Source organism: Umezawaea sp. Da 62-37, assembly GCF_032460545.1.
Lineage (GTDB): Bacteria > Actinomycetota > Actinomycetes > Mycobacteriales > Pseudonocardiaceae > Umezawaea.
Genome location: NZ_CP135965.1, coordinates 11,717,962 through 11,739,835, shown reverse-complemented (window position 1 = coordinate 11,739,835; position 21,874 = coordinate 11,717,962). Strand labels below are relative to the sequence as shown.

Sequence of the window (21,874 nt, the reverse complement as noted above, 5' to 3'; positions counted from 1 at the left end):
GCTGGTCACGACGCCACCGACTCGCGACCGCCGCCACCCGTCGCCACCAACTCCATGGGTCTCACCGTAGGGCGCGATCATGCTGAAGGCCCAGCCCGATCGCGACGACCAGTGACCTACTCGTGCTTCGGCCGCCCTCGTCGCCGACCGGAAGGATCCGGTCGGCGAGGGTCAGTACTGCGCGCCGCAGTCGTCCACGCAGTCACGGCTGAACTCCCGCCGGGCCAGCACCGGGAACTCCTCGTCGTCCACGGTGTCATCGTCGTCCTGGTCGACGTCATCGTGGGCCGTGTCGGATTTCCTCCACCGTGACCTGGGCGCCGGGCCACGCGGCGGTCAGCACCCGGTCGAGGTGGTCGTGGTCGAGTTCAAGTCCGCCATCGGGCCTGGGAACGCGGCGGAAGACGCGGTCCAGGTCGGTCCGGTCGCCGGGCCACTGCGCCGGGGTCAGCCAGTCGCCGGTGCCGCCGTCCGCGCGGCCGGTCATGGTCACGGTGACGCCGTGGGTGTGCAGCCCCCCGCCCCACGACGGACCGTCCCAGTACTCGGTCCACACCTACAATACCGGGGGCCGGGCGGTCCCGGACGTGCCGGTGGTGGAGGTGACCTGGCGTAGCGCGCTGGTGTAGGAGATGTTCTCGGCCTGCGCGAGTACCCGCGCGTCGGCTTTGCGGGCCTTGTGGTCCGTCACGATCGGTCCCTGCCGGTGCGACCCCACGCCGTCGCACCTGAGGGGTCGCCGGTGTGAACGCGGTACGCGAGACGAAGCCCCTTGTCCTCTGCGCAGCCAGCCCGCGTGGGTGGGCGTGGCGGCTCGGAGTCAGGCCAGCGTGGCAGCTCGGAGTCAGGCCGGCGTGGCGGCCGCGGCGATCGTAGCGAACCCGGTGTCCCGCAGGGGCTGCAGGTCACGGCCGACCACGGTGTAGTGCTTCCGGTTGCGGGAGTGCTGGTTCGACGGGGCGGAGTCGTCGGCCTTGCCATCACGCCGACGTGATGCCGGTAGCGAGGTTTCGGGGCAAGGCAGGTGGTCATGGAGAAGATCACGGCCCTGGGTGCGCGTGACCATGGCCAGCAGGCGCGGGTGCACAACATGGACGCGGCCGCGGTCTCGAGTCCGCGAACGGTGTGATCGCGGCCGCCGGTGTCGGTAGCGAAAAAGGGGTCCCGTACGACAGTGAGAATGAAAGGTGATCACCGCGCGAAGGGGCTCATGTGGGAGGGGCTGGGGTGGGTTCTCGCCGATGGCCACGGATCGCGGTGGTGGTTGGCGCGGTGGCCACGCTGGTGTGGGCGGTGAGCGTGTTCGGGCTGCCGGCGTGGCTGCTGGCTGATGAGGATCCGGTGCGCAACGTGTTGGAGGGATTGAGCTGGCCCGCGGGGATCGTGGCCGCTCTGGCGTTGGGGGCACCCGCGTTGTCGCGGTGGGTGCGCGGCCAACCGCCCAATCCGACCGAGGAACCTGTGTGGACGGTGAATCCGCTGGTGGGGCGGGCGCTGCATTTGATCGACGGCGGGCTGCCGACGGTGTCGGAAGTGGGGCTGTTCGACTTGCGGGTGAAACCGGCGATCGACACCCATTCCGAGGACGGCTCCGATCTGCCCCCCTACGTCGCCCGCGACATCGACGACGACCTGGAATGGGCCATCCACGCGGGCGGGATCGTGCTGCTGCACGGACCGGCGGCGGTGGGCAAGTCACGGGCCGCGGCGCCCTGAGGCTGCTGGGCATGATCGGCTGCTTCGTGCTGCTCGTGCTCGTGCTCGTGCTAGTCGTCTTGGGTCGCTTCTAGAGACTCCTAGTAGACCGTCGCTTCTAACTTTTGGGGTAGAGGTGTCGGAGTCGGGTGCGGGCGTCGTCGGTGGTGAAGTGCCAGTCGACCTGACGTTGGTCGGTGTTGGTGGCCTGCCGCCAGGCGGCGAGTTCGGTGTTGAGTAGGTCGAGGTCGTCGATGCGGCGGGTGAGGCATTGGCGGGTGAGTGCGGATAGTTCGATCTCGGCGATGTTGAGCCAGGACCCGTGTTTGGGGGTGTGGTGGATCTCCAGGCGTTGGGCCAATCCGAACGCCTTCGCCGGGTCGAAGGCCTGGTAGAGAGAGGCGATGGTGTGGGTGTTGAGGTTGTCCATCACCAGCACGACCTTCTCTGCCTCGGGGTAGTCCACGGTCAGGAGCCGCTCGACCTGGTGAGCCCAGTCGACCCTGGTCCGGCGAGGTCGGGCGTCCACGTATCGCCAGCCCTGCAAGGGTTCGACCCAGCAGAAGATCGCGCAGGTGCCGTGGCGGACGTATTCGCTGTCCTGTTTGAGGTCGTGTCCGGGGGTGGCGGGGATCGGGCCGCGGGCGTGGCCCAGCAGTTGGTAGGGCTTCTCGTCCATGCAGACCACCGGTCTGGTCGGGTCGTGGGGTCGGGCGTAGACGGAGAGGACGTCCTCCATCGCGGCGGCGAAGGCCGCGTTCGCCTTGGGTGGGATGGTCCAGCACTTCCTCAGATGAGGACGCAGCCTCGTTTTTTTAGGATCCGTCCGATGGTGGAGTGGTCCAGGTCCGGGATGTCCTCGATGAGTGCGACGTGTTTCTCCAGCAGTCGCAGCGACCATCGCGCGTATCCCGCGGGCGGGGTCGAGCAGGCGAGTGCGATCAGCCTGGCCTCGACCTCGCCGGTCACCACCGAGGCCACCGGCGGAAACTCTCGCTTCTTGCGTGCGATCGTCGCGTGCACGTCACCGCCGGTCTCGGCGAACCGTTGGGCGATCAGGCGCAGGGTCTCGCCCGAGACCCCCAGACGTGCCGCGATCGCCTCCTTCGGATCGACCGCGCCGATCGAGGTGTCCAACGCGAGCAGCACCCGCGCCCGCATGATCGACGAAGCCGGGTGCACGCCCGTCCTGGTCACTCGGATCAACTCGTCACGATCTCGCTCGGTCAGCGTGACCGGATGTTTCTTCTGTGCGCCCATGGCGGCCGTCCTGTCCGGCGGGGGGAGAAAGCCTGCCGGAGACCAGTATCCCAGTTACGTCATAACTAAGCCACGACGCTCTACTAGCCCGCTGGCAACCAGGCCCCGCATCACCGAGGTGATGCGGGGCCTGGCGTGTCCGACGGCAACGGACACGTCGGCACACGGGGCCTTCGGTGATGCGGTACCAGCCTGGTGGATGATGCCCGGCTTGACGATCTAGAAGCTGAGCTTCGCGGGCGTGCCTTGGCGGTGGCGACCAGCTCCTCGATCCACCAGTTCGACGCTGAGGAGTACCAGGCCTACCTCGACGGCGACGAGTACGAGTACGACGGCAGCTTCCAGGAGGTCATCCTGTTCGTCCTGGAAGTGCCCTACGACGACCACTGGTACCTCGTCGTCGACGGCAACGAACGACGGATCAAGGTCAAGTTTACCGAGATCGACTGACCCGCCCACCACGACCTCACCAGTGCCATCCGGATTCCCGATCACGAGCACGCGGCATGGCTTGAGGCCCGTAGCCGAACCGCTCTCATCGCCGCAGGCATACGCAACCCAATACAGAGCCCTCGAGCCATCACTGACGACAAGAACGATCTCTACAGCGACAACGTCGTGTTCGGCATCAAGAAGCCCGTCACCGAGTCGAATCCCGACCCCTTGACCGAACCTCTTCCGAAACAGGTTCAAGGCCTCATCCCCCCGCTTCTCTCCGGTGTCGATGTTCCGATCGACACCAGGAGGTCATCAGCGACGAATTCCACGTCACTGATGAACGAGTTGCGAGCGCTGTGCCGCGGCCAGGGTGTGCAAGCGCCCGGAATTGACCGGCAGGTCGGTCCCGCGCTGCGCGCGGTGTGCGGGATCGTTCCGTCCGACGGGCCGGAGGAGGTCCGCGTCAAGTTCAGCCGGTGGGTCACCAGCGTCGTCGACGGGTTTCCAACCGAACTGCGCCTGGCCGTGCTCGCCCCGCTGGGACTGCACGAGGAGGCGCAGTCACGGTTTCTCAACGACCGCGTCGACTGGCTGGCCCGACTCCACGATCGGGGTAAGCGGACCATCCGGCGCCGCATCGAGGAGGGCCTGACCCGGCTCGTAGAGACGGCCGTGGAGCCGCTGGCCCCGGTCGTCGCCACAGATCCGGAGAACGGGTGGCGGTTGGTTCAGTTCGACGCGCTGCTGCGCTTGGATGGCGAGACGCCCTCGTGCACCGAGCGCCGCACGATCCGCGCCGAACGCGACGGCGTGGACGAGGTCACCTGGTCCATCACCATGCCCAAGCCCTCCGAGGACGGCACGCCGGGCGACCTGGAAGTACAGGTCCTGCACGGTGTGGAGCTGATCCCGACGGAACGGCCGTCGCTGCGGCGGGTCCTGTTGCGCTTGCGTCTGCCCCGCCCATTGCAGGCCGGGCAGACGCACCAGTACGCGCTGGAGGTGCGGGTGCCCAGGGCACAGCCGATGCGTCCCCTCTATGTGTTCTGGCCCGAGCGCGGCTGCGATCTGTTCCAGCTCGTGGTGCGATTCCCCGTCGATGAACTGCCTGCGGCGCTGTGGCGCGTGGACGGCGCGTTCCACTACGACCTCGACGACGATGCCGAGGGCACCGACCTGATCGAGGTCAACGGGATCGGCGAGGTGGACGTGTCGTTCCCGAACCCGCGGCCCGCCCACGGCTACGGCATCCAGTGGCGCCCCTGGGCACCGGACTGGCCCGACCCTCCTGCCCCCCGCAAGTCTCCTGAACAGGGCATGGAGTGGTACTAGGCGAACATGCTCGCTTTCGCCGATAGTTGATCAAGTGGGTACGCAGTCAGACGGGTTGGCTGGGCCGCTCTTGTTCGTGGCCGCAGGTTAGGCCTTCGCCACCAGTTCGGTCAGGTTGAGGGTGTGGACGTTGCGGCGGCGGATCTGGTCGATGAAGGCGCCGGACTCGCTGACGCTGCGGGTCTCGGTGGTGAGTAGTCCGCGGTCGCGGAGCTGCTGAAGACCTTGAACCCTGGTGCTTTCGGCGAGGCCGTACCGCTCGGTGGCGACCTTCGGGGAGAACCACACCGGAGTGTTCTCGTTGCCGCGCTGTTCGCAGCGCACCACCAGGAGCATCGCCAGCGCGGGGCCGCTGAGGGCCGCGATGTGCCCGGCGGTCCAGAGGCCTGAGGGCAGCCGGAAGTAGCGGTGGGGCTGCAGTGCCCGCTCGCCGGCGCCCTTCTGCTTGAACCGGTTGTAGGTCTCCGACGGCGGCTCGTACTTCCTGGCGTTGCCGCGGTCGCTCAAGGGCCTGACCGCGCTGGCCTGACCGCCGCGGTCACGAACACGGGCCAGGTCGCGGTCGACCAGGTCGTGGATCGCGCTGTGGATGCGGCGAGCACCGCGGTTCTCGATGTCGTCGAGCCCCAGCAGCGCGGCCCAGGCACGCGCGGGGCGGATCGCCTCGTAGGGCTCCTTCGCGCACACCCACAATAGGGAGAGGTAGAGCTTGAGTCGGAGTTGACCGCCCCGACCGCCGCCCCCGCCGGTGGCGCTGCTGAGCAGTTCGGCCATCGGCGGCCGCTCACGGTCCTCTTCGGCGATGACGAACGCGGTGCGTACCGGCGCTCCGGCCTTGCGGCGTTTGGCGCCCAGTCGCTCGGCGAACTCCCGCGAGGCCTGTTGTTGGTCCGACTCCGCGTGCGCCGAACCGAACGGCCCAACTGGCGTCGCCAGCGCCGCGACCGGGCCCTTACTCGTCATCAGCAGTTATCCTTAGCACTCGATGTTCTACATACTACGGGGCGCTAGACCGAGGGTAAGGCACTGCGCTAGCGCAGGGGTATCTTAGGGAGTCTAGGTGCACACACACGGCGCTAACGTAGGGGTAAATAGATTTACCCGTTGAGTCCTTTGAGGACGGTCATGGATCGGGTTGGACAACACGGCCCGCGGGCCTCTAGTGTCACTTCTGACGGAACAGCAAGGGCCCGATGTCGACGGTGCACTCGTCGCTCGTGCCAAAGCGGAGCTGCAGGTACCCGCCACGCCAAGACCGTCGAGAAGGGCCCAGGGTTCTGGCCAGGTATGCCAGCCCCTGGGCCCTTCCTCATGTCCGCGACCGGGGTATCGGTCGACCTGGTGGTGCAAGCCGCACGCCACCGGGCTGCGGGTGCTGCTGCGCACCGGGGACCGGCGGCTCTGGGTCTGCCCGGCACCCCGCTGGACCCGACCGGCTCGGTGCAGGACACCCGCGACCGGGTGCTGACCGAGCACGCGCACCTGCTCGACCGGATCGCGCTGGTCAGCCTGCTCGACACGGTCGGCCCTCACCGGCGCCCCGACGGTGGCGCGGTGGTCACGATCGCCCACGTGGTCCTGGGGCGCACGCGACCGCGCCCCTCGACCAGCCCGGCTCGGCGCAGTGGATCCCGGTACGGGCCGTGTCGGCCGCCGAGCCGATCCGGTCGCTGATCGACGCGGCGGTCGAGCGGGGACGCGTCACGGTGGAGCGGACCTGTGCGGGCCGACGTTCACCGTCGCGCAGTTGCGCGAGGCCGTCGAGGCGTTCTGGGGCGTGTCCGGTCGACCCGCGCAACTTCCACCGCAAGGTCACCGGCGTGCCAGGCTTTCTGGTCGAGACCGGAGCGCGGACCCCAAGCGGGCCGGGTCGACAGGCCGCTCTGTACCGCAAGGGCGGCGATTCACGAGTTGGGTCAGCCGTTCAGGTGGTCGAAGTGGTCAGCGGCTGAGGGCTTGGATGGCCTGCATTCCCAGATCCATGATCATCTCCAGTGCGATGGTCTGCCCGGCCGACTGCAGCGCTTGAAGGATGCTGTTGATCTGGGTCCGCATCCGGCCCCGGTCCGGAGTAGCGGCACTCGCTACCTGGTGCAGTTCCTCGGCCTGAGCGTCAACGGCTTGTCAGGCTTCCTCGTCCAACCCGAGCACGGGCAGGGTCTGCCGCAGGGCGCTGGCGAACTTGAGCACCTCGGTGCTGTCGAGCCCTGTGTTGACGTTGTTCTGGACGTTGGAACTGGCATTGGTGATGTTGCCGATGCTGCCGGTCATCGTGATCGTCGTGTTTCCGGCGACGCCTATAACCCCTGCTAATCCTCATTTCGCCAAACGATCCGCTCCTCACCAGCACCATCGCACGTTTAGCCCAGGGGTAGACAACGCGCAACTGATCGACGTCGACCTGGGAGGATTTTTCGATTTCGAGCGGTGCGACGGCAACACCCTTGGGCAAGCGTAATGGGTGCAGCACCACGCTGTTCTCGGCTGTGGTGACAGCGCAAGCACGCCACGTCACCACAGCCAGAACCAACTACAAGCCGCAGGGCAACTTCAACTTCCGAATTTTTTACTCACCCACCGCAGAAGGCCAGCGCCAACTGCGGTGACACCTGCCGCAGAAGCGCCCCACAGCCAACCAGCGACCAGAAGGAACGCAAGTAGCAGTAGCAGGAAAATCATGAATCTTTTGAACCGCTCTGCGTCGCTGAAGATCAGTACGAAGAACCGAGCCCAGCCTCGTTCGTTCTCGTCATCTTCGGGTGTGCTGATCTCGGTCGCCCTTGTGGCAGCAACGGCGGAGTCATCTTCACGTTTGGGTTCCTTGGCGTCGCACTTCTCATCGCACATCGCTGGCCACCTCCGCCAAGTGCCACACCCGATCGTAGGGTGAATTTAAGGCAATCTTGGGGTTACCTGTATGGCCGCTGGAAACTATGGTGGGTATCAGTGCGAGTCCTTACCTAGATGGTCCTAACCGGGGCTTCCGAGGGGGCTCGCACGCGGCGGGCGGTCAGGGTGCAACCTGGCCGCCCGTCCCCGTCCTGGCTCGAGATCCGGGGTAAGCGTGGCGAATCCACTGCCCCAAATGTAACCACGGATAGTGACATTCCAAGTAATCGGGGTACACGTGTCGCTCTGGCTGTGGGTTACATTCTAGGTCCTCAAGGCGTCACAACAACGCTGCTGTGCACTCAGAGTACCTACATTGGCTTCTTTATCTCTCCCCAAGTTGACCGCATGGGGCAGGCGTGCTTGATGCACGCAGAGTAACCAGCCGGGGAGAAACGTCGAGCTGATGGATCAAGGTTTTCCCTGGCTACGAGATGGCAGGAGAACGGCAGAGATGGCACGGCATAGGGTTGCCGGGATCTCTCCCTGGGGTCCGCACGAAGGTTCGAAGGTCGGGAGAGATCACGGGAGAAACCATCTAACTCTCCCTGGCCCGCTGAACAGCTACAAGGAGCGATCATGCCGGGTGACGACAGACACACCGCGAAGCAGCTGGTGGCTGCTCGGAAACAGGCTGATGGCGCGATGAGCGACTCCCGTACACGGCTGACAGCAGCCGACAAGTTCCCGAAGCGGGCCGGAGGTCGGATAGTCGACCGCTTCATGACGACCGAGAAGATGGGGAAGACCTCGGATGAAGAGGATGCGGAGGTGGAATGCCCAGGCGGGGACGATGTCAACAGCCTCACCTCGGGAGAGACAGATGGCCAAAGCGGTCTGTCGATCGGTGAGCGCAAGATGGCGATGTTCCTGATGACCAGGGCAGTGGACCAGTTCGGCCAACTCACCACCACTATCGAACAGATTCGAACTCTCTGGGGGACGCAGGAAGGACACTGGTCTTTCGGTAAGACGAAGAGTGTCCTGCAGTCGGCTTGCGGAAAGTTCATGGGCAAGGGCGCCGAACCTGGGAAACTGGAGTGGCACAAGGTGCGCGATGTCCTCGTGTCAGCGGGGAAGGAGAGTGACCTTCCTGAAGCGGCGTACTTGTTTTGCGAAGCCATGGGCCTTACCGAGCCCCCTGCGGGCTACGTGGGAGAGGTAGTCTGCCCCTCCTGGAGCAAGGACAAGACCGTGAAGGTCTACACGTCCTTCATGGTCGGCGGCCGGGACTGGGCCCTGAGGTTCTGGCCCGAAGACATAGTCAACGAGATGGATCCGAACCCGCCTGCATCTGGGCAAGATCCACAAGCTCTTACAGCGGCCGAGCTCCAGTTGCGACAGGATAAGATCAACAAACTTCTTGCCAAATGCCAAGACCGCGAAGACATGCTCTTCGGAGTCTCGAGCGAGCTAGTCAGGACGTTAGCGAAGGTTGATGAATTGGAAAATCAGATCGCGACAGCCGACCACATGTGGGCTCAACGAGAAGCCGATCTGGCAAGTCGAGAGCAAGAAGTGCATAGACTCCACGCCTCAGTTGGCCGCGCTTGGGAGGAACAAGAGGAGTTTCGCAGAGACGTAGAATCCAAGGCAGCCGACATGGTCCGAAAGATTCATGGGGAAGCCGAGGCAGCGAAGTTCCAGGCTCAGCGTGAACGAAGCAGCCTGGTCAACGAGAATAAGAAGTTGCGTTTGAGCGTGTTGGCGTTGAGTGAAGATATTTTGGCCTCACACAGGAGGACTCATCCCACTGCCAGCAGGGAGACTCTGCTTTCACTGCTTGGCGATGCCCTACCTCCAGGCATCTCGATCGAGGACCTCAAGCCGCGCATTGACCCTTGGTCTCCCGATAGCACAGGCCAAAAAACCAACGGTTAGCCCCATCCGCCCAGGTCATAGCGATTCCTGACGCCGATGAACACCCCTGACGATGGGCAACACCCCATCAGGCGCAGTCGAGGGCGTTGATCAGGATGTGCCCCGTCGATGATCATGTGAGGACGGGGCGGTGCTGGGGTGTCCACGAAGTTTTTCTCCGATGCGGAGATCACGCGGTTGCGGTCGTGGCCGGAGGAGTTGGGGCGTGACGAGCTGATCCGCTACTTCACCCTCGGTTCGGATGAGCGGGCCTGGTTGGAGAGCGCGGCGCGGGGATCGGGGAATCGGATCGGGATGGCGATCCAGTTGTGTGCGTTGCCGTGGTTGGGGTTCGTGCCCGACGACGTCGATGAGGGCTGGCGGCCAGAGCGAACCGGGTCGCGGTGCAGTTGGGTATCCCAATCGTGGACCTGGCCGGCTAGGTGCCCGTCCGCAGACCCGAACCGAGCATCTTCGGGCCCGACGGGTGGATCCGCTGGACCGGCTCCACACCGCAGCCCTCGGGCACGCCGGTCGACTTGGCCCCCGTCGACGGCTTTCGGCATCTGCAGGTCAGCTCGATGTTGGCCGCGCTGGGCGAAGTCGTCTCCACGGCGCTGCCCGAGCACATGCGCGGCCTCGACGACCGGGACCCGGTTGATGATCGGTAACGAACACCGTGACGCGGTCGTCCACGGCCGAGGTGTCGATCGGCCCGGTGGTGTCGGCCCCACACATCACCGGGCGTCAGGTGCTGATGCGGTCGGGGACCAGCGGCGATAGGCGCCTGTTGGTGGGCTCATGGCCGCCCTCACCTCGATGACCCGGAACCCGATCGGTGCTCGGAGACGAACTCACTCACCTCCGGGGGCACTCCGTCGATGAACACTGACGCCGTGAATTGCGGGCGGCTGGCGAACTCCGTCCCCTTGAAGGAGGCGGCGTCGGTGAACGTCGCCTTGTTGAAGAAGGCGATGCTGGCGAACGTCGCCCTCTTGAAGAAGGCGAGTTTGGTGAACGTCGCCGCCTTGAAGTGGGCATAGCCCTTGAAGGTCGCCAACCCGAAGAGGACGCCGTTCGTGAACCTCGCCGACGCGAAGTCCACAGTGCTGTCGAACGTCGCCGACACGAAGTCAGCGCCGCTGGTGAACGTCGCCTCCTTGAAGTGGGCGGCGCCGATGAACGTGGCCGACACGAAGTCGACGTCACCGGTGAACATCGCTGCCTCGAAGTGGGCTTCGCCGGTGAACGTGGCCGAGCGGAAGTCAACTTCACCCACGGTGCATCTTGCCAGGTCGAAGTCGACCAGACTGGTCGCGCGGAGGTCGAGGGCAATGTCCGCCCAGAACGTGGGCAGCGGCTGGGCTTCGTCTCCCTTGAGGAGGTGATCGCGCAGCACACGCTGAGCGGCGACCCGCACCTCGCGTTCCTGCACCCGCTCGCGATACTCGGCCAGCAGCGTCTTGTAGCCGAGGCCATCGACGTCCTCCAGCCACGGTGGTGCGTCCGGCACCTCGAACGGCATCCGCAGGTACGCGCAGAGCACCCGTCCCACAGTGCGACGCTGGTCGGGGTTGTCTTGGGCCAGGCGCTCTAGCGCGTACAACCCACCCAATCGCACCGCGGCCTGATCCGACCCAAGCTGCTCCACCGACTTCGAGTACAACTCGGTCACCCGCCGCGCGGCCGCGTCCTCCCGATTGTGATCCGCGACCTGCGCCGCGAGGGCTTGAACCGTCTCCACGTGCGCCCGGTTGCTCTTGGCCTCGTCTTCGACGTGGGCCTGGACGCTTTTCCGCTGCGCCAGTTCCAGTTCCTGAGTGCGCTGACGCCGCGCCGCGAGGTAGAGCGCGAACAGGCCGCCGCCGCCGACCGCGATCGACGCCGTCAACTTCAGCACGTCTAGATGCGCGGTGGCCCTCTTGTCCGCGTCGACGAACGTCAAGCCGTCCACCCACGACCACAACAACACCGACGACACCACGACCACCACCAGCACGAGCACGGCGATCAACGGCATCGTCCACCGCACCAACCAACGACCCAACGGCGCCAACCGCCGACCCAACGGCACCGTCCACCGCGCTAACAGCGGCCGCGCTGCCGGGCTCGATGCGGGTGGGGCGACGGGAACATCCTCGGAACCAACCATGCGCATACGGTCGCGCAGCGGGCCATCGGCACTACACCGTGGGGTAGGACGCCGAGGCGGCCGAGCCGATCTGGCCCACTTCCACCGCAAGGACATCAGCGCGCCGGGACTCCTGCTCGACACCAGAGCGCGGGCCCCGGCGGCACCGGTCGACCTGCCGTGCTCTACCGCAAGGGCGACGCGGTCGAATTGCACCCGGCACTGTGCTCGCACCAGGAACCCTTGGGATGGAGATGAACGCGGTGGGCTGAGGCCTCTTCGACGCCGGCCTTGCTCGGCGAGGTTTAGGACTTCGCCACCAGCTCGGTCAGGTTAAGGGTGTGGACGTTGCGGCGGCGGATCTGGTCGGGCGCCGCAGCGCGTACCTCCAGTCGGGTCACGTCCGGGCAGTACAGGTCGGCCCCGACGTGAGCGCGGGCCACGCGGCGCAGTGCAACGTGAGGGGGAACGGTCACCCCGCCATGATCGAGGGCTCTGTCCTACCCGATCGCCGAGCGAGTGCGGGCCACTGCGTTCCCGGACTGGAACACGTCCCGGCGCATCCGGGAACGGTCCGAGCGCTTGCTGCCGTCCTTACGTTTTCTGGTTGACCTCGCCGACCAGTTGGCCGCCGCGGTAGGTGCCGCAGCCTCGCTGTCTTATCCGGCCGCCGCGGCGATCAGGCTGGCCACGCTGGCCGACCAGCTCCGAGCCGCAGCGGGTTTCGGCGTTGCGCGGGTTTGGGGTGCGACCGGGGGATCCGGGACGCTGGCACGGGACGGCCGCGGATCTACTGCGGCCCGGCGTGCCGGAAGCGGGCCAGCCGTGCGGCCGCCCACATCCGGCAACCGACACCCCAGAAACACCGAGGCAACCCATCATGACCAGCGCGGATATGTCAATCGTTGGTTTTCCTCCTGCGCTACCGGTAGGCCTGCACGACCGAGGTCGGGTAAGGATGGTCGGCACGGGATCGCCGGACCGGGCCGGTGCGCTTCTAGGCAGTGCCGGTGGTGTACTTCATCGCCCCGATCTTGTTGCCGTACATGAAGAACAGCGCTACGAAGACTTGTAGCTGGTCGTTGGCCTGCAGCGGTGCCAGGTCCTTCGCGATGTCGTCCTCGGTGAGGTCGACGGCGCTGGCGGTCCTGCGGTTGAACAGGGTCTTGGCGATCGCGTGCTCGCGGTCGCTCATCGGCAGCGGCACGATCTTGCGCAGGTCGTACTGGGACGGCAGGGGTGAGCGGACCAGGTCCTCGGGGTAGCGGACCGACATGATCCTCATCGCGGTGTTGACGACGTGCACCGCGAGGGTGGGGCCCAACGCCAGGGTCTGGATGAGGGTGAGCAGCTCGTTGGGTGGGACCACGTCCTCCTCGATGCTGATCGGTGTGTTGATGTCGAGGTCCAGGCGCTCCATCGCCAGGGCGATGTTGTCGAGTACCTGGCCCGGTTCGATGACGATCCGACCGCCCTCGGAGATGCTGGCCCGCGGATGGTCGCGGTCGAGGAACTCGTGGACGGCCTGCTCGCCGGGCTCGGGTGCTCCCGCTGTGCCAGGTGTGTTGCCGGACAACCCCATGACGTCACCTCCGGTGATCACGTGTTTACGGTCCGCAGCAGTATGCGGCACTCCTGTGGCACCGCGTGGGGCATCGCACACGTCCGCGGGCAAGTCGAGCCGGCCTCTCCCTGAACCGGTGCTGCCCGGCATGATCGAACGATGGAGCAGATCACGGGCACCGGGGTGCGGGTGGCGATGGCGACCAGGCGAGGGGTGCGCGAGTTCAACATGGACGCGGCCGCGGTCTTCGAGTCCGCGAGCGGCTTGGTCGCGGCCGCAGTGGTCGACGGCATCGGCAACAACGTCGACGGGGCCGCGACCATGCGGCTGGTCGCCGAGACGGCGGTCCGGATCGGCCCGGCCAGAGGCGCGCTGGCGGGTCTGCTCGCGGCCGCCGCGCTCGTGGAGGACCCCGGCGTCGGCGTCGCCCCGGATGGGGTGGCGGTGCTGGCGCTCGCGGAACCGGACGGCCCGACGCTGCTGGCCTGGGTGGGGGATTCGCACGCCTACAGCTGAGACGGCACGACGCTGCGACGGCGCACCGACCCGCACACGATGGGCGCCTACCTCCGGCAGAACGGCGACGTCGACCTCGCGCCGCAGCACGACAACTGGGTGCGGCTCAGCCTGGCCAGCGCCACGCCGACCACCGTGGCGCTGTCGCACGCTCCGGCCGGGGAACTGGTGCTGCTGGTCTCCGACGGCCTCGACGACGTCCCCCTCCCGGATCTGGCCGCGCTGGTCGCGCACCATCACCACGATCCACAGGCCCTGGTCGACGCCATCGTGGCCACGGGCGAGGAAGACGAGACCGGCTACCGCGACGATGCCACTGCGGTCGTGCTGTGCCCGCCCTGGAAGGACAGCAGGGGCGAGACGGATTGAATTTGGTCAACATTGAAGCTATAGAGTCGACCTGCAAAGTGACCGGCCCCGCCGAGCTACCCCCCGCGACGTACGGTTTTGCAATTCGCGCCTGGAAGTCTGGGATACCAACGGATCCCTTTACAGGCCTGAGACCAGGGAGTTTCCCGATCCCAGGGGGTGGCGTTCTAACCGGACCCCCAACCTGATCCCCAAGGTGATCCTGTAGTGGATCCCCCAACGGAAGTGGGTGTCACCAGCAGTCGATCATGTGGGTACGCGGTCACCTGAGGGCTTCGAGCCACCGGGCACGCTCACTGATGAGAGGGTCCGGCGTTCAGCCCAGCCAGAGCACGACCAGCAGATCGACGCGTCGCTGGTCCTCCAGGATGAGGTAGACGACGTCGCCTTGGCCCTCGGGGCCGAATGACAGGGCGCGCATGGGGCTTTCGGGCTTCGCGCTGGTGTAGGCGGTTCCGTTCCACGGGGCCAACTCGAGCATCGCGCGCACTTCCGCGAACGCGGCCAATGCCTCGGGCGGGAGGGCGGCGACCTGCTGTTCGGACTGCTCGTCGGTGGTGACCTCGTACAAGGGGAGCTACAGGCCCAACCGGGCCTTGAGCTCGGGCAGCGGCTCGTCGGCGGGAACCGGCCGGCCGGTCAGCGCGGACGCGGCCCGGTGGTACATCGCGCGGTGGGCCTGGGCTCCGGCCGCGGCCGTGAGGCGCGCGACGCGGCGCCAGGACTCCAGGGTCGCGAACACCTCGGTGAGGTCCAGCGTCTCGGTGGCGGTGGCCATGACCTCGCGCCACGCCACGTCGAACTCGGCGGCTTCCTCGGGGATCAGCGCGGCGCGCACCTGGGCCGGGGACGCGTCGGCGAACGACGGTCCGGCTCGGCCGTGCCGAGGGTTGGGCGCTGCTGCGGTCACGCCGTACAGCCTAGCGCCGTTCGGGCATACGACCCGCTCCGCGCCCGGCCTGGATCTCATCCCAGGTCCTAACGCGACCGGAGACCTCGCCGGTGCGGATGGTCTCGGCGATGCGTTCCAGCATCCTGCGGTGCGCGGCCGGGTCGTGCCTGGTCACACGAGCGATCAGGTGCCACTGGTCGAGCACCTCGTGCACGGGCGCGAGGCTCTGTTCCGCGGCGGCGTGGCCCACCGCCCACCGGCAGCTCTCGTCGAACTGGGCGCGTTCCTCGGGCAGCAGCGCGGCGCGGATCGCCTCGGGGGTCTTGGCGACCTCCGGGGCCGGGTCGTGCGCGCCGGCTGCGGTCATGGCGCTCAGCGTAGTCCGGAACCGCGGCCGCGCGATCGACCGAACTCGGTCAGGCCCGTCCGCCCGTACGACCACGCCGCCCTCTGTCATCGGGCGAGCGTATTGGCGGCCACCACCCGAAATGTGCAGGAGGCCGTGGTGGGATCAGGCGCAGTCAGGAGACGTCGGCGTGCCTGTTGGATCGACCCCGTTCTTCAGGTACGCGGTCCGGCCGGTGTGCACGACGTCCAGGCACACCGCGACGCGCCGTGCGAGGTGTGGCCGGAGCAAAGCCGCGGTCTCGTCGCGGGTGGCGAACGTGAAGCGTGTCAGCTCGCCGTCGGCCAGGCGCAGTGAGGCGACCTGCTTTTCGTCGAGGACACCGCCGTCGAACAGGTGGTTGGTCAGGGCGGGGCGCCCGTCGGGCCGTGGTGGGACCCAGTCCACGGCCAGTAGTCGGCCGGGCTGCAGATCCAGCCCGAGTTCCTCCCTGACCTCGCGGCGCGCACCCGCCAGCGGGGACTCGCCCTCCTCGAGTGCGCCGCCGGGGATCTCCCAGGTTTTGGCGCCGTAGGTGGTCTCGACGATCAGGACGCGGTCGTGGGCGTCGCGGAAGATGACGCCCGCGCCGGCGATCTGCTTGGGCAGCGTCGCGTAGTACTGGGTGGGCGGTAGCCAGTCCTGGGGCATGCGCGGCGACGTTACCCATCCATCCTCGCCGGGGTCTTCGGTGGACGGCGTCGTCGTGGCAGTGGGTGTGCCGCGTGAAGGCGGTGTTCGGGGTGTCCGGCGGTATGCAGGCGCCACGACCGGGCTGGTGCCGGTGGTTTTCTCGGGGTCGTGCCGCGCTCACCTGCCGGTGCGGCGCTCCCCTATCAGTGTCGGAATCGCCGTGCCCGCAGCCGGTATGCCCTGTCCGCAGGCTGCGGGGGTGTCCGCGTGTCGTGCGCCGGTGGTGTCGTGGTACCGGGGGGCGGGGTGGTCGTTGCCGGGTCGTGACGGCGGGTGTTGTCGTGGGCTTGTCCGGGGCCGGGGGTCAGGGGGTGATGTCGATGCCGTGGTCGTACTGGTCCACGGCGAGGGTGTCTTCCAGGCCGGGTGAGTAGGCGGCGAGGGCGGCGACGCTCAGGGCGTCGGCGGCCGCGGCCAGGGAGCCGGTTTCGAGGTGGGTGGCGACGGTGTGCAGGTCGTGGGCGAGGGCGGGGTCGACGGGGACGGGGCCGATGTGGCGGGTGCCTTCGTGGTGGCCGTCGTAGGTGACGGCGACGGCGCCGAAGTCGATGGAGTGGGCGGTGCGCAGGCGTTGGGCCGCGGTGAACAGTCGGTTGGCGAGGCGGGCGACGGTGTCGGTGCGGGAGCGCGGGAGGTCGGTCGAGAGCCAGCGGCGGGCGGTGCGTTGGCTGATGCCGGCCTGGGCGGCGAGCCAGCGGGAGGCGGTTTTGCCGTGTTCGGCGCGGATGGCGTGTTGGGCGTGGGTGATGTGGGCGTTGAGGGCGAGGGTGTCGACGACTTCGGCGAACTGCATCAGGGGGTGTCCTCGGCGGCGGTGTCGGAAGCGGCGGTGTCGGAGGCGGTGATGGCCTGGCGGAGCAGGCCGACGCGGCCGGTGCGGTGGGCGTCGATGACGGCGGGGGTGACGGGGGCGACGCGGTTGCGTTTCCACTTGCCCGGCTGCGGGCTGAAGGTGAGGACGGTGGGGTGGGTGGGGGTGTCGGCGAGCAGCCAGTAGGCGTCCTTGAGAGAGCCCAGGACGGTGGTGCCGTCGGTGGTGACGGTTTTGTCGATGGCGCGGGCGGCGTTGGCGACGCCCTGGGCGACGAGCATGTCGTGCCAGTCGGTGCGGCAGGTCGGGCCGCGGTTGTGGGTCTTGCTGCGCAGGTAACCGCCGAGGTAGCGGGTGTAGACGTCCTTGACGACCCTCAACGCGAGGGCCGCGGCGGGGTCGGTGTCGGCGGTGGCGGTGAGGGTGGCGCGGCCGTTGGCGAACATCTCGCACCAGACCGAGAGGCGGCGGCCGGAGGCGGGCCAGGTGATCGCGCCGGCGATGTCGAGGCCGATGTTGTGGTCGCGGTGCAGGTAGGCGGCGATCGGGGTGGGCAGCCAGGCGCCGACGACCAGGCGTGGGAGGGCGTGGCGGAGGTGGGCGGGAGCGTTGGTGAGGTCGGGGGTGGTGGCCAGGCGGAGGTAGCCGGGGCGTTTGAGCAGGGCGGGCAGGTCGGCGGGGTCGACGTGGTCGAGTTCGACGGGTTCCCCGTCGCCGAGGTCGACGCTGCGGGCGGCGGCGAGGTATTGGGCGTTGACGTCGACCTCGGTGATGACCTGGCCCACGACCGGGGTGGTGTCGGGGTCGACGAAGGACAGGGAGCGGATGAGGGTGCGGTCGCGGCGGGAGAGTTCCTCGACGCGCTCGGATCGCAGGGCGGTGGGTTTGGTCATGGCGCCGTGCATGGTCATGAGCCAGTGGTAGGCCGAGACACCGGTGTGACCGGAGGAGCTGACGAACCGGCAGGGCTCGTCCTTGGCGGTGACGGCGGTGTGCCAGGCGTGCAGGGCGGCGGTGATCAGGGTGTCGGAGGGTGGGGGGGTGTGGTCGCGGGCGGTGATGCGGCGGACGGCGCGGGTGAAGTCGGCGCGTTCGGTGGCGGCGTCCTGGAAGAACGTGCGGACCGGCGGGCGACGGACCGTCGCACGGGGCGCGGGGGCGGGGGCGGTCGGGTCGGGAGGCGGCGATGACGCGTCGGCTTGGAGCGGCGGTGTGGTGGCCGGTGACGGGGCGGGGGGCGGCGCCGCGGTTGGGGGCGAGGCCACCGCCGCGTCGGTGGGCGGCGACGGGGCGGGCGGTGGCGGGGCGACCATGGTCGCGGGTGCCGCGGCCGCGGGTGCCGGTGCGGCCGGGTCCGTGGTCGCCGAGGACACATCGGCCGGAGTCCTCGGCGGAGTCGGCGGTGTGTCGGTCGGGGTCGCGCGCGCCGTGGGCGGGGGCGTGGTAGGTGCCGCGTCGACCGGGGTCGCCGGTGGTGCCGGTGCGGCCGTGGGGGTGGCGGCCGTGGGGGTGGGGTGCCAGGCGCGGGCGTGGCAGGAGCGGTGGCCGGGGGTCTCGGTGGTGGGGCGGCCGCACCAGTGGCACGGGGCCGCGTCGGCGGTGGTGGGGGGGCCGAGGGCTTGGAGTTGTCGCAGGGTGTGGGCGGCGCGGCGCAGCGTGTCGATCGTGTCGTCCCAGGGGCCGACCCAGTGGCCGTACTGGATGGCGCGGCGGATGTCGGTGGCGGCGGCCAGTACGGCCGCGTCGGCGGCGTACACCAGGTGGTGTGCGTCGGAGTCGATTCCGATGTCCGCGGCGGTACTCGTGGGGGGCACGCTACACCGTTCCAAGAGGGGTTTGAGCAGGCAACTTACAGAGTGGGTGAGTCTATCGGGGGTGGGGGTCCGTGTCGGGTTCGGGGATCAGGGAGCGGCGGAGTTGGTCCTCGGTGTCGCCGTGCAGGGTGTCGGTGTGGGCGAGTAGGAGGTCCACGGCGAGTCGGACGAGGGTGTTGGGGGTGATGCGTTCGCTTTTGGTGTGGCGGTCGGCCATGAGGTCGCGGGACAGGCGGGTGAGGGCGTCGATCTGGTCGGGGCGCAGGCGGCCCTCGGTGCGGACGAGTTGGCGGTAGAGGGGTAGGTCGTCGCTGCCGGCGCGGTGGCGGCGTCCGGTGTGCGGGTCGGGGTCCTCGGCCCGGGCACGTGTGCTCACCTGGTGCCTCCGTGGGTCGGTGGGTCTGGAAGTCCGTGGGGTGTGCGGGTCCGTGGGTGCGGACTTTATTGCGGCGGGCCCGTGCGGCCGTGTCCGCGTCGGGGTGTGTCGCGGGTTTCCCCGCTCCCCCATGGCGTTACCCCCCCTTACTTTTTGTGTGTGGTCCGGTGTCGATCGTGAGGTGGGCTGTGACGGTGTCGGGTGGACGGAGGTTGTCCTGGGAGGGGGTGCCGGGTGCGGTGCGGTGCGGGGGGAGGTCGAGCGGATCGCGGGTGACCGGGTGGTGGCCGCGCGGGGGTGTCGGGGTGGTTTCTCCCCCGGTCTGGCGTCGCGGTTGAGGTTGGCCGGTGGTGGGCGGGTGTTCGTGAAGGCGATCAGCGGGCGGGCGTGGCCCGGCGAGGTGGGGGCGTATCGGGCGGAGGTGCGGGTGATGGGGGTGTTGCCCGCGGGGGTGCCCGCGCCGCGGTTGGCGGGGTCCTTCGACGACGGGGACTGGGTGGTCCTGGTGTTCGAGTACGTCGAGAGGCGGGCGGCGGGGTGTTGGGCGGGGTGGCGGTGCCGGTGGATCTGCCCGCCGATCATCCGCGGTTGGGCGGGTGGGTGGGGTGGCCGGGCATCCGGGGCTGGAGGAGGCGTTCCCGTGGGCGGCGGAGCGGGTGGGGGTGTTGATCGGGTTGGAGCAGGAGGCGGTGGAGGTGGCGCGGGGGGATGTGCTGGTGCATTTCGATCTGTTCGCGCACAACGTGGTGGTGGGGGCCGATCGGGTGGTGGTCGTGGACTGGCCGCACGCGCGGCGGGGTGCGCGGTTCGTGGACCCGGTGATGTTGCTGTCCTCTGTGGATGGTGTCGACGGGGATCGGGTGGTGGCGGGGCATCCGTCGACGGCGGGGGTGCCGGCGCGGTCGGTGGACGCGGTGTTGGCGGCGCACGCGGGGTTCTGCGTGGCGGGGGCGTTGACGATCACCGATCCGCGGTTGGCGGTCATTCGGGAGGCCAAGGTCCGGTTGGCGGGGACGGCGTTGGAGTGGTTGGGGAGACGGTGGGGACGGTGACCCGGTAGAGGGACCGCCTGGGGTGGGGGGAACCGGCGGCGGGATGGGAGACCGGCCGCGGGTCGAGGGAACCGGCGGCGGGTGTCGGCCTGGCGGTGGTGGCGGCATGGCAGGAAATCCTCGGCGGGGAACCGTTCGGTGGGCCGCCGGGTGGATCTGTGGGCAGGTGTCTGCCGCCCCTGGGGAGTCGTGGGGCCTCGGGCGGTGTCGCAGGGGGCCGCGAGGGCATGCGGGGAGTTCGGTGTCGTGGGCGGTCGGCGGGCGCGGGGCCGGTGTAGCGGGTGCTTGGGGAGCTTCTGCCGGGTGGTTTCGGGCGCGGCGTCGAGGTCGACGGTGTTTGGGCGTGGTGGGGTCGTGCCCCGCGCGGCGATCGCCTGGGCGGCTTGGACGTCGACGGTGTCGAGGCGTCGTCTGGGACGCGACGGGGGCCGGGTTGGGTGGCGGCTCGACAGGGCCCCCCCCCCGGTGCGGACGCCGCGCGGGGTGTGGGGGCATCCTCGGGGCTGCGGGCCGGAGGGGCGACGGGATGGACCACGAATCCGTGACCCACCCGCCCCGCCCTTGGCGGCCCCTCCCCCGCGACAACGGCACATCGGTGTCCCGCACTCCGCGCGGGGGCTGGCGATCGCGGGGTTGTCAGCGCGGTCAGCGGGACCGGACGTCGACGTCGGCGATCGTGGCGTTGTCGGGGTACCCGGCGTGGGTGGGTGGGTGGGTGGGTGGGGAGCCGGGACCGGCCACGAGGCTGCGGCGCGCGTGCGGCACGGCCGGGCGACGGCCGGCGGGACCACCGAGTGCGGGGTGGGTGGGTGTCCGGTGCTGGTGCGTGCGGGTGACGGGGGTTCGCACGGGCGTTCGGCGGGTGTTCCCTGGAGGGTATGCGAGGGCGTTGTGGCGTGGGGCGATCTCGTTCGGGCTGGTGTCGATCCCGGTGAGGGTGTTCGGGGCGACCGAGGAACACGGGTTCCGATTCCACCCAGGTGCACCGGGCCGACGGCGGGCAGGTCCGGCACCGGCGGGTGTGCTCGGTGTGCGAGGAGGAAGTCCTCGCCGAGGCGATGGCCAAGGGGTACCGGCTCGACGACGGGCGGGTGGTGGTCGTGGAGCCGGAGGACTTCGAGGGGTTGCCCTCGTCCTCGGATCACGTGATCGACGTGGTGGAGTTCGTCTCCGCGGAGCAGATCGATCCGATCTTCCTGCACCGCAGCTACTTCCTGCGCCCCGACGAGGTCGCGGTGCCCTCGTACGCGCTGTTGCGGGAGGCGTTGGAGCGGTCGTGGCGGATGGCGGTCGTGAAGATCACCCTGCGCCGGCGGGAGACGTTGGCGGTGGTGCGGCCGCGGGGGGATCTGCTGGTGCTGCACACCCTGTTGTGGCCCGACGAGGTGCGCGATCCGGGGTTCGAGTTGCCGGAGGTGACCGTGGGGGCGCGGGAGACGCGGATGGCGTTGGCGTTGGTGGACTCGATGACCGCCCGGTTCGATCACGCGGCGTTCACCGACGACTACCGCGACGCTTTGGAAGCGGTCATCCGCGCGAAGAGCTCGGGGGCGGTGATCCCGGCCGCGCGGGTCGCCGAGCAGACCGGTGCGGTGGATCTGGTGGTGGCGTTGCAGCGGAGCCTGGAGCGGGTACGGGAGGGGGAGGGACACCACCGGCACGTTAGTTCGTGTGGGTGGTGTGGGGGTGCGCTGCCTGTGGTCGCGGGGTGGCAAGTCGGGCATGGGGGTCATCCGGCGCGGCACGATCCCCTTCGGGCCGGTCACGGGCGGTGAGCTGGCGGTGTGTGGGCACTTC

27 protein-coding genes and 1 pseudogene are annotated in these 21,874 nt (G+C 68.5%); 11 read left to right on the top strand and 17 right to left on the bottom strand.

Annotated features, from left to right (window positions below; all coding sequences use genetic code 11):
• Nucleotides 1-277: 277 nt before the first annotated feature.
• Nucleotides 278-556 (bottom strand): hypothetical protein, encoded by a 279-nt coding sequence (locus RM788_RS52565; RefSeq protein ID WP_315929344.1) that lies wholly within the window; start codon nt 554-556, stop codon nt 278-280.
• Entirely contained in the window at nt 557-691 is a 135-nt protein-coding gene (locus RM788_RS52560; RefSeq protein ID WP_315929343.1) for a hypothetical protein, read from the bottom strand. It lies immediately after the preceding gene.
• Nucleotides 692-1,272: 581 nt separating this feature from the next.
• On the opposite strand from RM788_RS52560, the gene RM788_RS52555 reads away from it, so the two are divergent.
• Complete coding sequence (locus RM788_RS52555) at nt 1,273-1,716, top strand: hypothetical protein (RefSeq protein ID WP_315929342.1); 444 nt, start codon at nt 1,273-1,275, stop codon at nt 1,714-1,716.
• Nucleotides 1,717-1,813: 97 nt separating this feature from the next.
• Here RM788_RS52555 and RM788_RS52550 read toward each other — a convergent pair whose 3' ends face one another.
• A complete protein-coding gene (locus RM788_RS52550; RefSeq protein ID WP_315929341.1) occupies nt 1,814-2,596 on the bottom strand; it encodes an IS630 family transposase in 783 nt (260 codons plus the stop codon).
• Nucleotides 2,485-2,955 carry a helix-turn-helix domain-containing protein gene (locus RM788_RS52545; RefSeq protein WP_315929340.1) on the bottom strand — a complete coding sequence of 157 codons (471 nt, stop codon included), beginning with the start codon at nt 2,953-2,955 and terminating at the stop codon, nt 2,485-2,487. Before RM788_RS52545 ends, RM788_RS52550 begins: the two co-directional genes overlap by 112 nt.
• A gap of 252 nt (nt 2,956-3,207) precedes the next feature.
• On the opposite strand from RM788_RS52545, the gene RM788_RS52540 reads away from it, so the two are divergent.
• Together RM788_RS52540 and RM788_RS52535 are read left to right on the top strand one after the other, a co-directional pair.
• Nucleotides 3,208-3,405 (top strand): DUF1883 domain-containing protein, encoded by a 198-nt coding sequence (locus tag RM788_RS52540; RefSeq protein WP_399342831.1) that lies wholly within the window; start codon nt 3,208-3,210, stop codon nt 3,403-3,405.
• 168 nt (nt 3,406-3,573) lie between these two features.
• Nucleotides 3,574-4,725, top strand: coding sequence for a hypothetical protein (locus RM788_RS52535; RefSeq protein ID WP_315929338.1), 1,152 nt, complete (start codon nt 3,574-3,576; stop codon nt 4,723-4,725).
• 87 nt (nt 4,726-4,812) lie between these two features.
• On the opposite strand, the gene RM788_RS52530 is transcribed toward RM788_RS52535, so the two are convergent.
• Entirely contained in the window at nt 4,813-5,688 is an 876-nt protein-coding gene (locus tag RM788_RS52530; protein ID WP_315929337.1) for a hypothetical protein, read from the bottom strand.
• Between the two features lie 324 nt (nt 5,689-6,012).
• On the opposite strand from RM788_RS52530, the gene RM788_RS52525 reads away from it, so the two are divergent.
• On the top strand, nt 6,013-6,399 hold the full coding sequence (locus RM788_RS52525) for a hypothetical protein (protein WP_315929336.1): 387 nt from the start codon (nt 6,013-6,015) through the stop codon (nt 6,397-6,399).
• Between the two features lie 450 nt (nt 6,400-6,849).
• On the opposite strand, the gene RM788_RS52520 is transcribed toward RM788_RS52525, so the two are convergent.
• Together RM788_RS52520 and RM788_RS52515 are read right to left on the bottom strand one after the other, a co-directional pair.
• On the bottom strand, nt 6,850-6,996 hold the full coding sequence (locus RM788_RS52520) for a hypothetical protein (protein ID WP_315929335.1): 147 nt from the start codon (nt 6,994-6,996) through the stop codon (nt 6,850-6,852).
• Between the two features lie 279 nt (nt 6,997-7,275).
• On the bottom strand, nt 7,276-7,572 hold the full coding sequence (locus RM788_RS52515; RefSeq protein ID WP_315929334.1) for a hypothetical protein: 297 nt from the start codon (nt 7,570-7,572) through the stop codon (nt 7,276-7,278).
• Nucleotides 7,573-8,193: 621 nt separating this feature from the next.
• Between RM788_RS52515 and RM788_RS52510 the strand changes: the two genes are divergently transcribed.
• The 3 genes and pseudogenes from RM788_RS52510 (at nt 8,194) to RM788_RS52505 (ending at nt 10,145) form a co-directional block, all read left to right on the top strand.
• Entirely contained in the window at nt 8,194-9,495 is a 1,302-nt protein-coding gene (locus RM788_RS52510; RefSeq protein WP_315929333.1) for a hypothetical protein, read from the top strand.
• A 138-nt stretch (nt 9,496-9,633) separates the two neighbouring features.
• Nucleotides 9,634-9,831, top strand: a pseudogene (locus tag RM788_RS53305) (DUF4158 domain-containing protein); the annotation flags it as partial.
• A gap of 86 nt (nt 9,832-9,917) precedes the next feature.
• Nucleotides 9,918-10,145 carry a hypothetical protein gene (locus RM788_RS52505; protein ID WP_315929332.1) on the top strand — a complete coding sequence of 76 codons (228 nt, stop codon included), beginning with the start codon at nt 9,918-9,920 and terminating at the stop codon, nt 10,143-10,145.
• A gap of 140 nt (nt 10,146-10,285) precedes the next feature.
• Here RM788_RS52505 and RM788_RS52500 read toward each other — a convergent pair whose 3' ends face one another.
• The 3 genes from RM788_RS52500 to RM788_RS52490 all read right to left on the bottom strand — a co-directional run bounded on the left by RM788_RS52500 (nt 10,286) and on the right by RM788_RS52490 (nt 13,208).
• Nucleotides 10,286-11,419, bottom strand: coding sequence for a pentapeptide repeat-containing protein (locus RM788_RS52500; protein ID WP_315929331.1), 1,134 nt, complete (start codon nt 11,417-11,419; stop codon nt 10,286-10,288).
• Between the two features lie 491 nt (nt 11,420-11,910).
• Nucleotides 11,911-12,081, bottom strand: a complete 171-nt coding sequence (locus tag RM788_RS52495) for a hypothetical protein (RefSeq protein ID WP_315929330.1) — start codon at nt 12,079-12,081, stop codon at nt 11,911-11,913.
• 521 nt (nt 12,082-12,602) lie between these two features.
• Complete coding sequence (locus RM788_RS52490; protein ID WP_315929329.1) at nt 12,603-13,208, bottom strand: hypothetical protein; 606 nt, start codon at nt 13,206-13,208, stop codon at nt 12,603-12,605.
• A gap of 120 nt (nt 13,209-13,328) precedes the next feature.
• Here RM788_RS52490 and RM788_RS52485 point away from each other — a divergent pair, with 120 nt between their 5' ends.
• Both RM788_RS52485 and RM788_RS52480 read left to right on the top strand, forming a co-directional pair.
• Nucleotides 13,329-13,685 (top strand): hypothetical protein, encoded by a 357-nt coding sequence (locus tag RM788_RS52485; RefSeq protein ID WP_315929328.1) that lies wholly within the window; start codon nt 13,329-13,331, stop codon nt 13,683-13,685.
• A gap of 39 nt (nt 13,686-13,724) precedes the next feature.
• Nucleotides 13,725-14,054, top strand: a complete 330-nt coding sequence (locus RM788_RS52480) for a SpoIIE family protein phosphatase (protein WP_315929327.1) — start codon at nt 13,725-13,727, stop codon at nt 14,052-14,054.
• A gap of 316 nt (nt 14,055-14,370) precedes the next feature.
• Here RM788_RS52480 and RM788_RS52475 read toward each other — a convergent pair whose 3' ends face one another.
• The 7 genes from RM788_RS52475 to RM788_RS52445 all read right to left on the bottom strand — a co-directional run bounded on the left by RM788_RS52475 (nt 14,371) and on the right by RM788_RS52445 (nt 19,025).
• Nucleotides 14,371-14,625, bottom strand: coding sequence for a hypothetical protein (locus RM788_RS52475; RefSeq protein WP_315929326.1), 255 nt, complete (start codon nt 14,623-14,625; stop codon nt 14,371-14,373).
• A 6-nt stretch (nt 14,626-14,631) separates the two neighbouring features.
• Nucleotides 14,632-14,964, bottom strand: coding sequence for a DUF6247 family protein (locus RM788_RS52470; protein WP_315929325.1), 333 nt, complete (start codon nt 14,962-14,964; stop codon nt 14,632-14,634).
• 10 nt (nt 14,965-14,974) lie between these two features.
• Complete coding sequence (locus RM788_RS52465) at nt 14,975-15,313, bottom strand: DUF6247 family protein (protein WP_315929324.1); 339 nt, start codon at nt 15,311-15,313, stop codon at nt 14,975-14,977.
• A 144-nt stretch (nt 15,314-15,457) separates the two neighbouring features.
• On the bottom strand, nt 15,458-15,982 hold the full coding sequence (locus RM788_RS52460) for an NUDIX domain-containing protein (RefSeq protein WP_315929323.1): 525 nt from the start codon (nt 15,980-15,982) through the stop codon (nt 15,458-15,460).
• 346 nt (nt 15,983-16,328) lie between these two features.
• On the bottom strand, nt 16,329-16,817 hold the full coding sequence (locus RM788_RS52455; protein ID WP_315929322.1) for a hypothetical protein: 489 nt from the start codon (nt 16,815-16,817) through the stop codon (nt 16,329-16,331).
• A complete protein-coding gene (locus RM788_RS52450; RefSeq protein ID WP_315929321.1) occupies nt 16,817-18,649 on the bottom strand; it encodes a hypothetical protein in 1,833 nt (610 codons plus the stop codon). The genes RM788_RS52455 and RM788_RS52450 overlap by 1 nt, the downstream gene beginning before the upstream one ends.
• A gap of 52 nt (nt 18,650-18,701) precedes the next feature.
• Nucleotides 18,702-19,025, bottom strand: coding sequence for a hypothetical protein (locus RM788_RS52445; protein ID WP_315929320.1), 324 nt, complete (start codon nt 19,023-19,025; stop codon nt 18,702-18,704).
• Nucleotides 19,026-19,621: 596 nt separating this feature from the next.
• Between RM788_RS52445 and RM788_RS52440 the strand changes: the two genes are divergently transcribed.
• Together RM788_RS52440 and RM788_RS52435 are read left to right on the top strand one after the other, a co-directional pair.
• Entirely contained in the window at nt 19,622-20,077 is a 456-nt protein-coding gene (locus tag RM788_RS52440) for a phosphotransferase (protein WP_315929319.1), read from the top strand.
• 1,028 nt (nt 20,078-21,105) lie between these two features.
• Nucleotides 21,106-21,852, top strand: a complete 747-nt coding sequence (locus tag RM788_RS52435) for a non-homologous end joining protein Ku (protein WP_399342817.1) — start codon at nt 21,106-21,108, stop codon at nt 21,850-21,852.
• Nucleotides 21,853-21,874 lie beyond the last annotated feature (22 nt).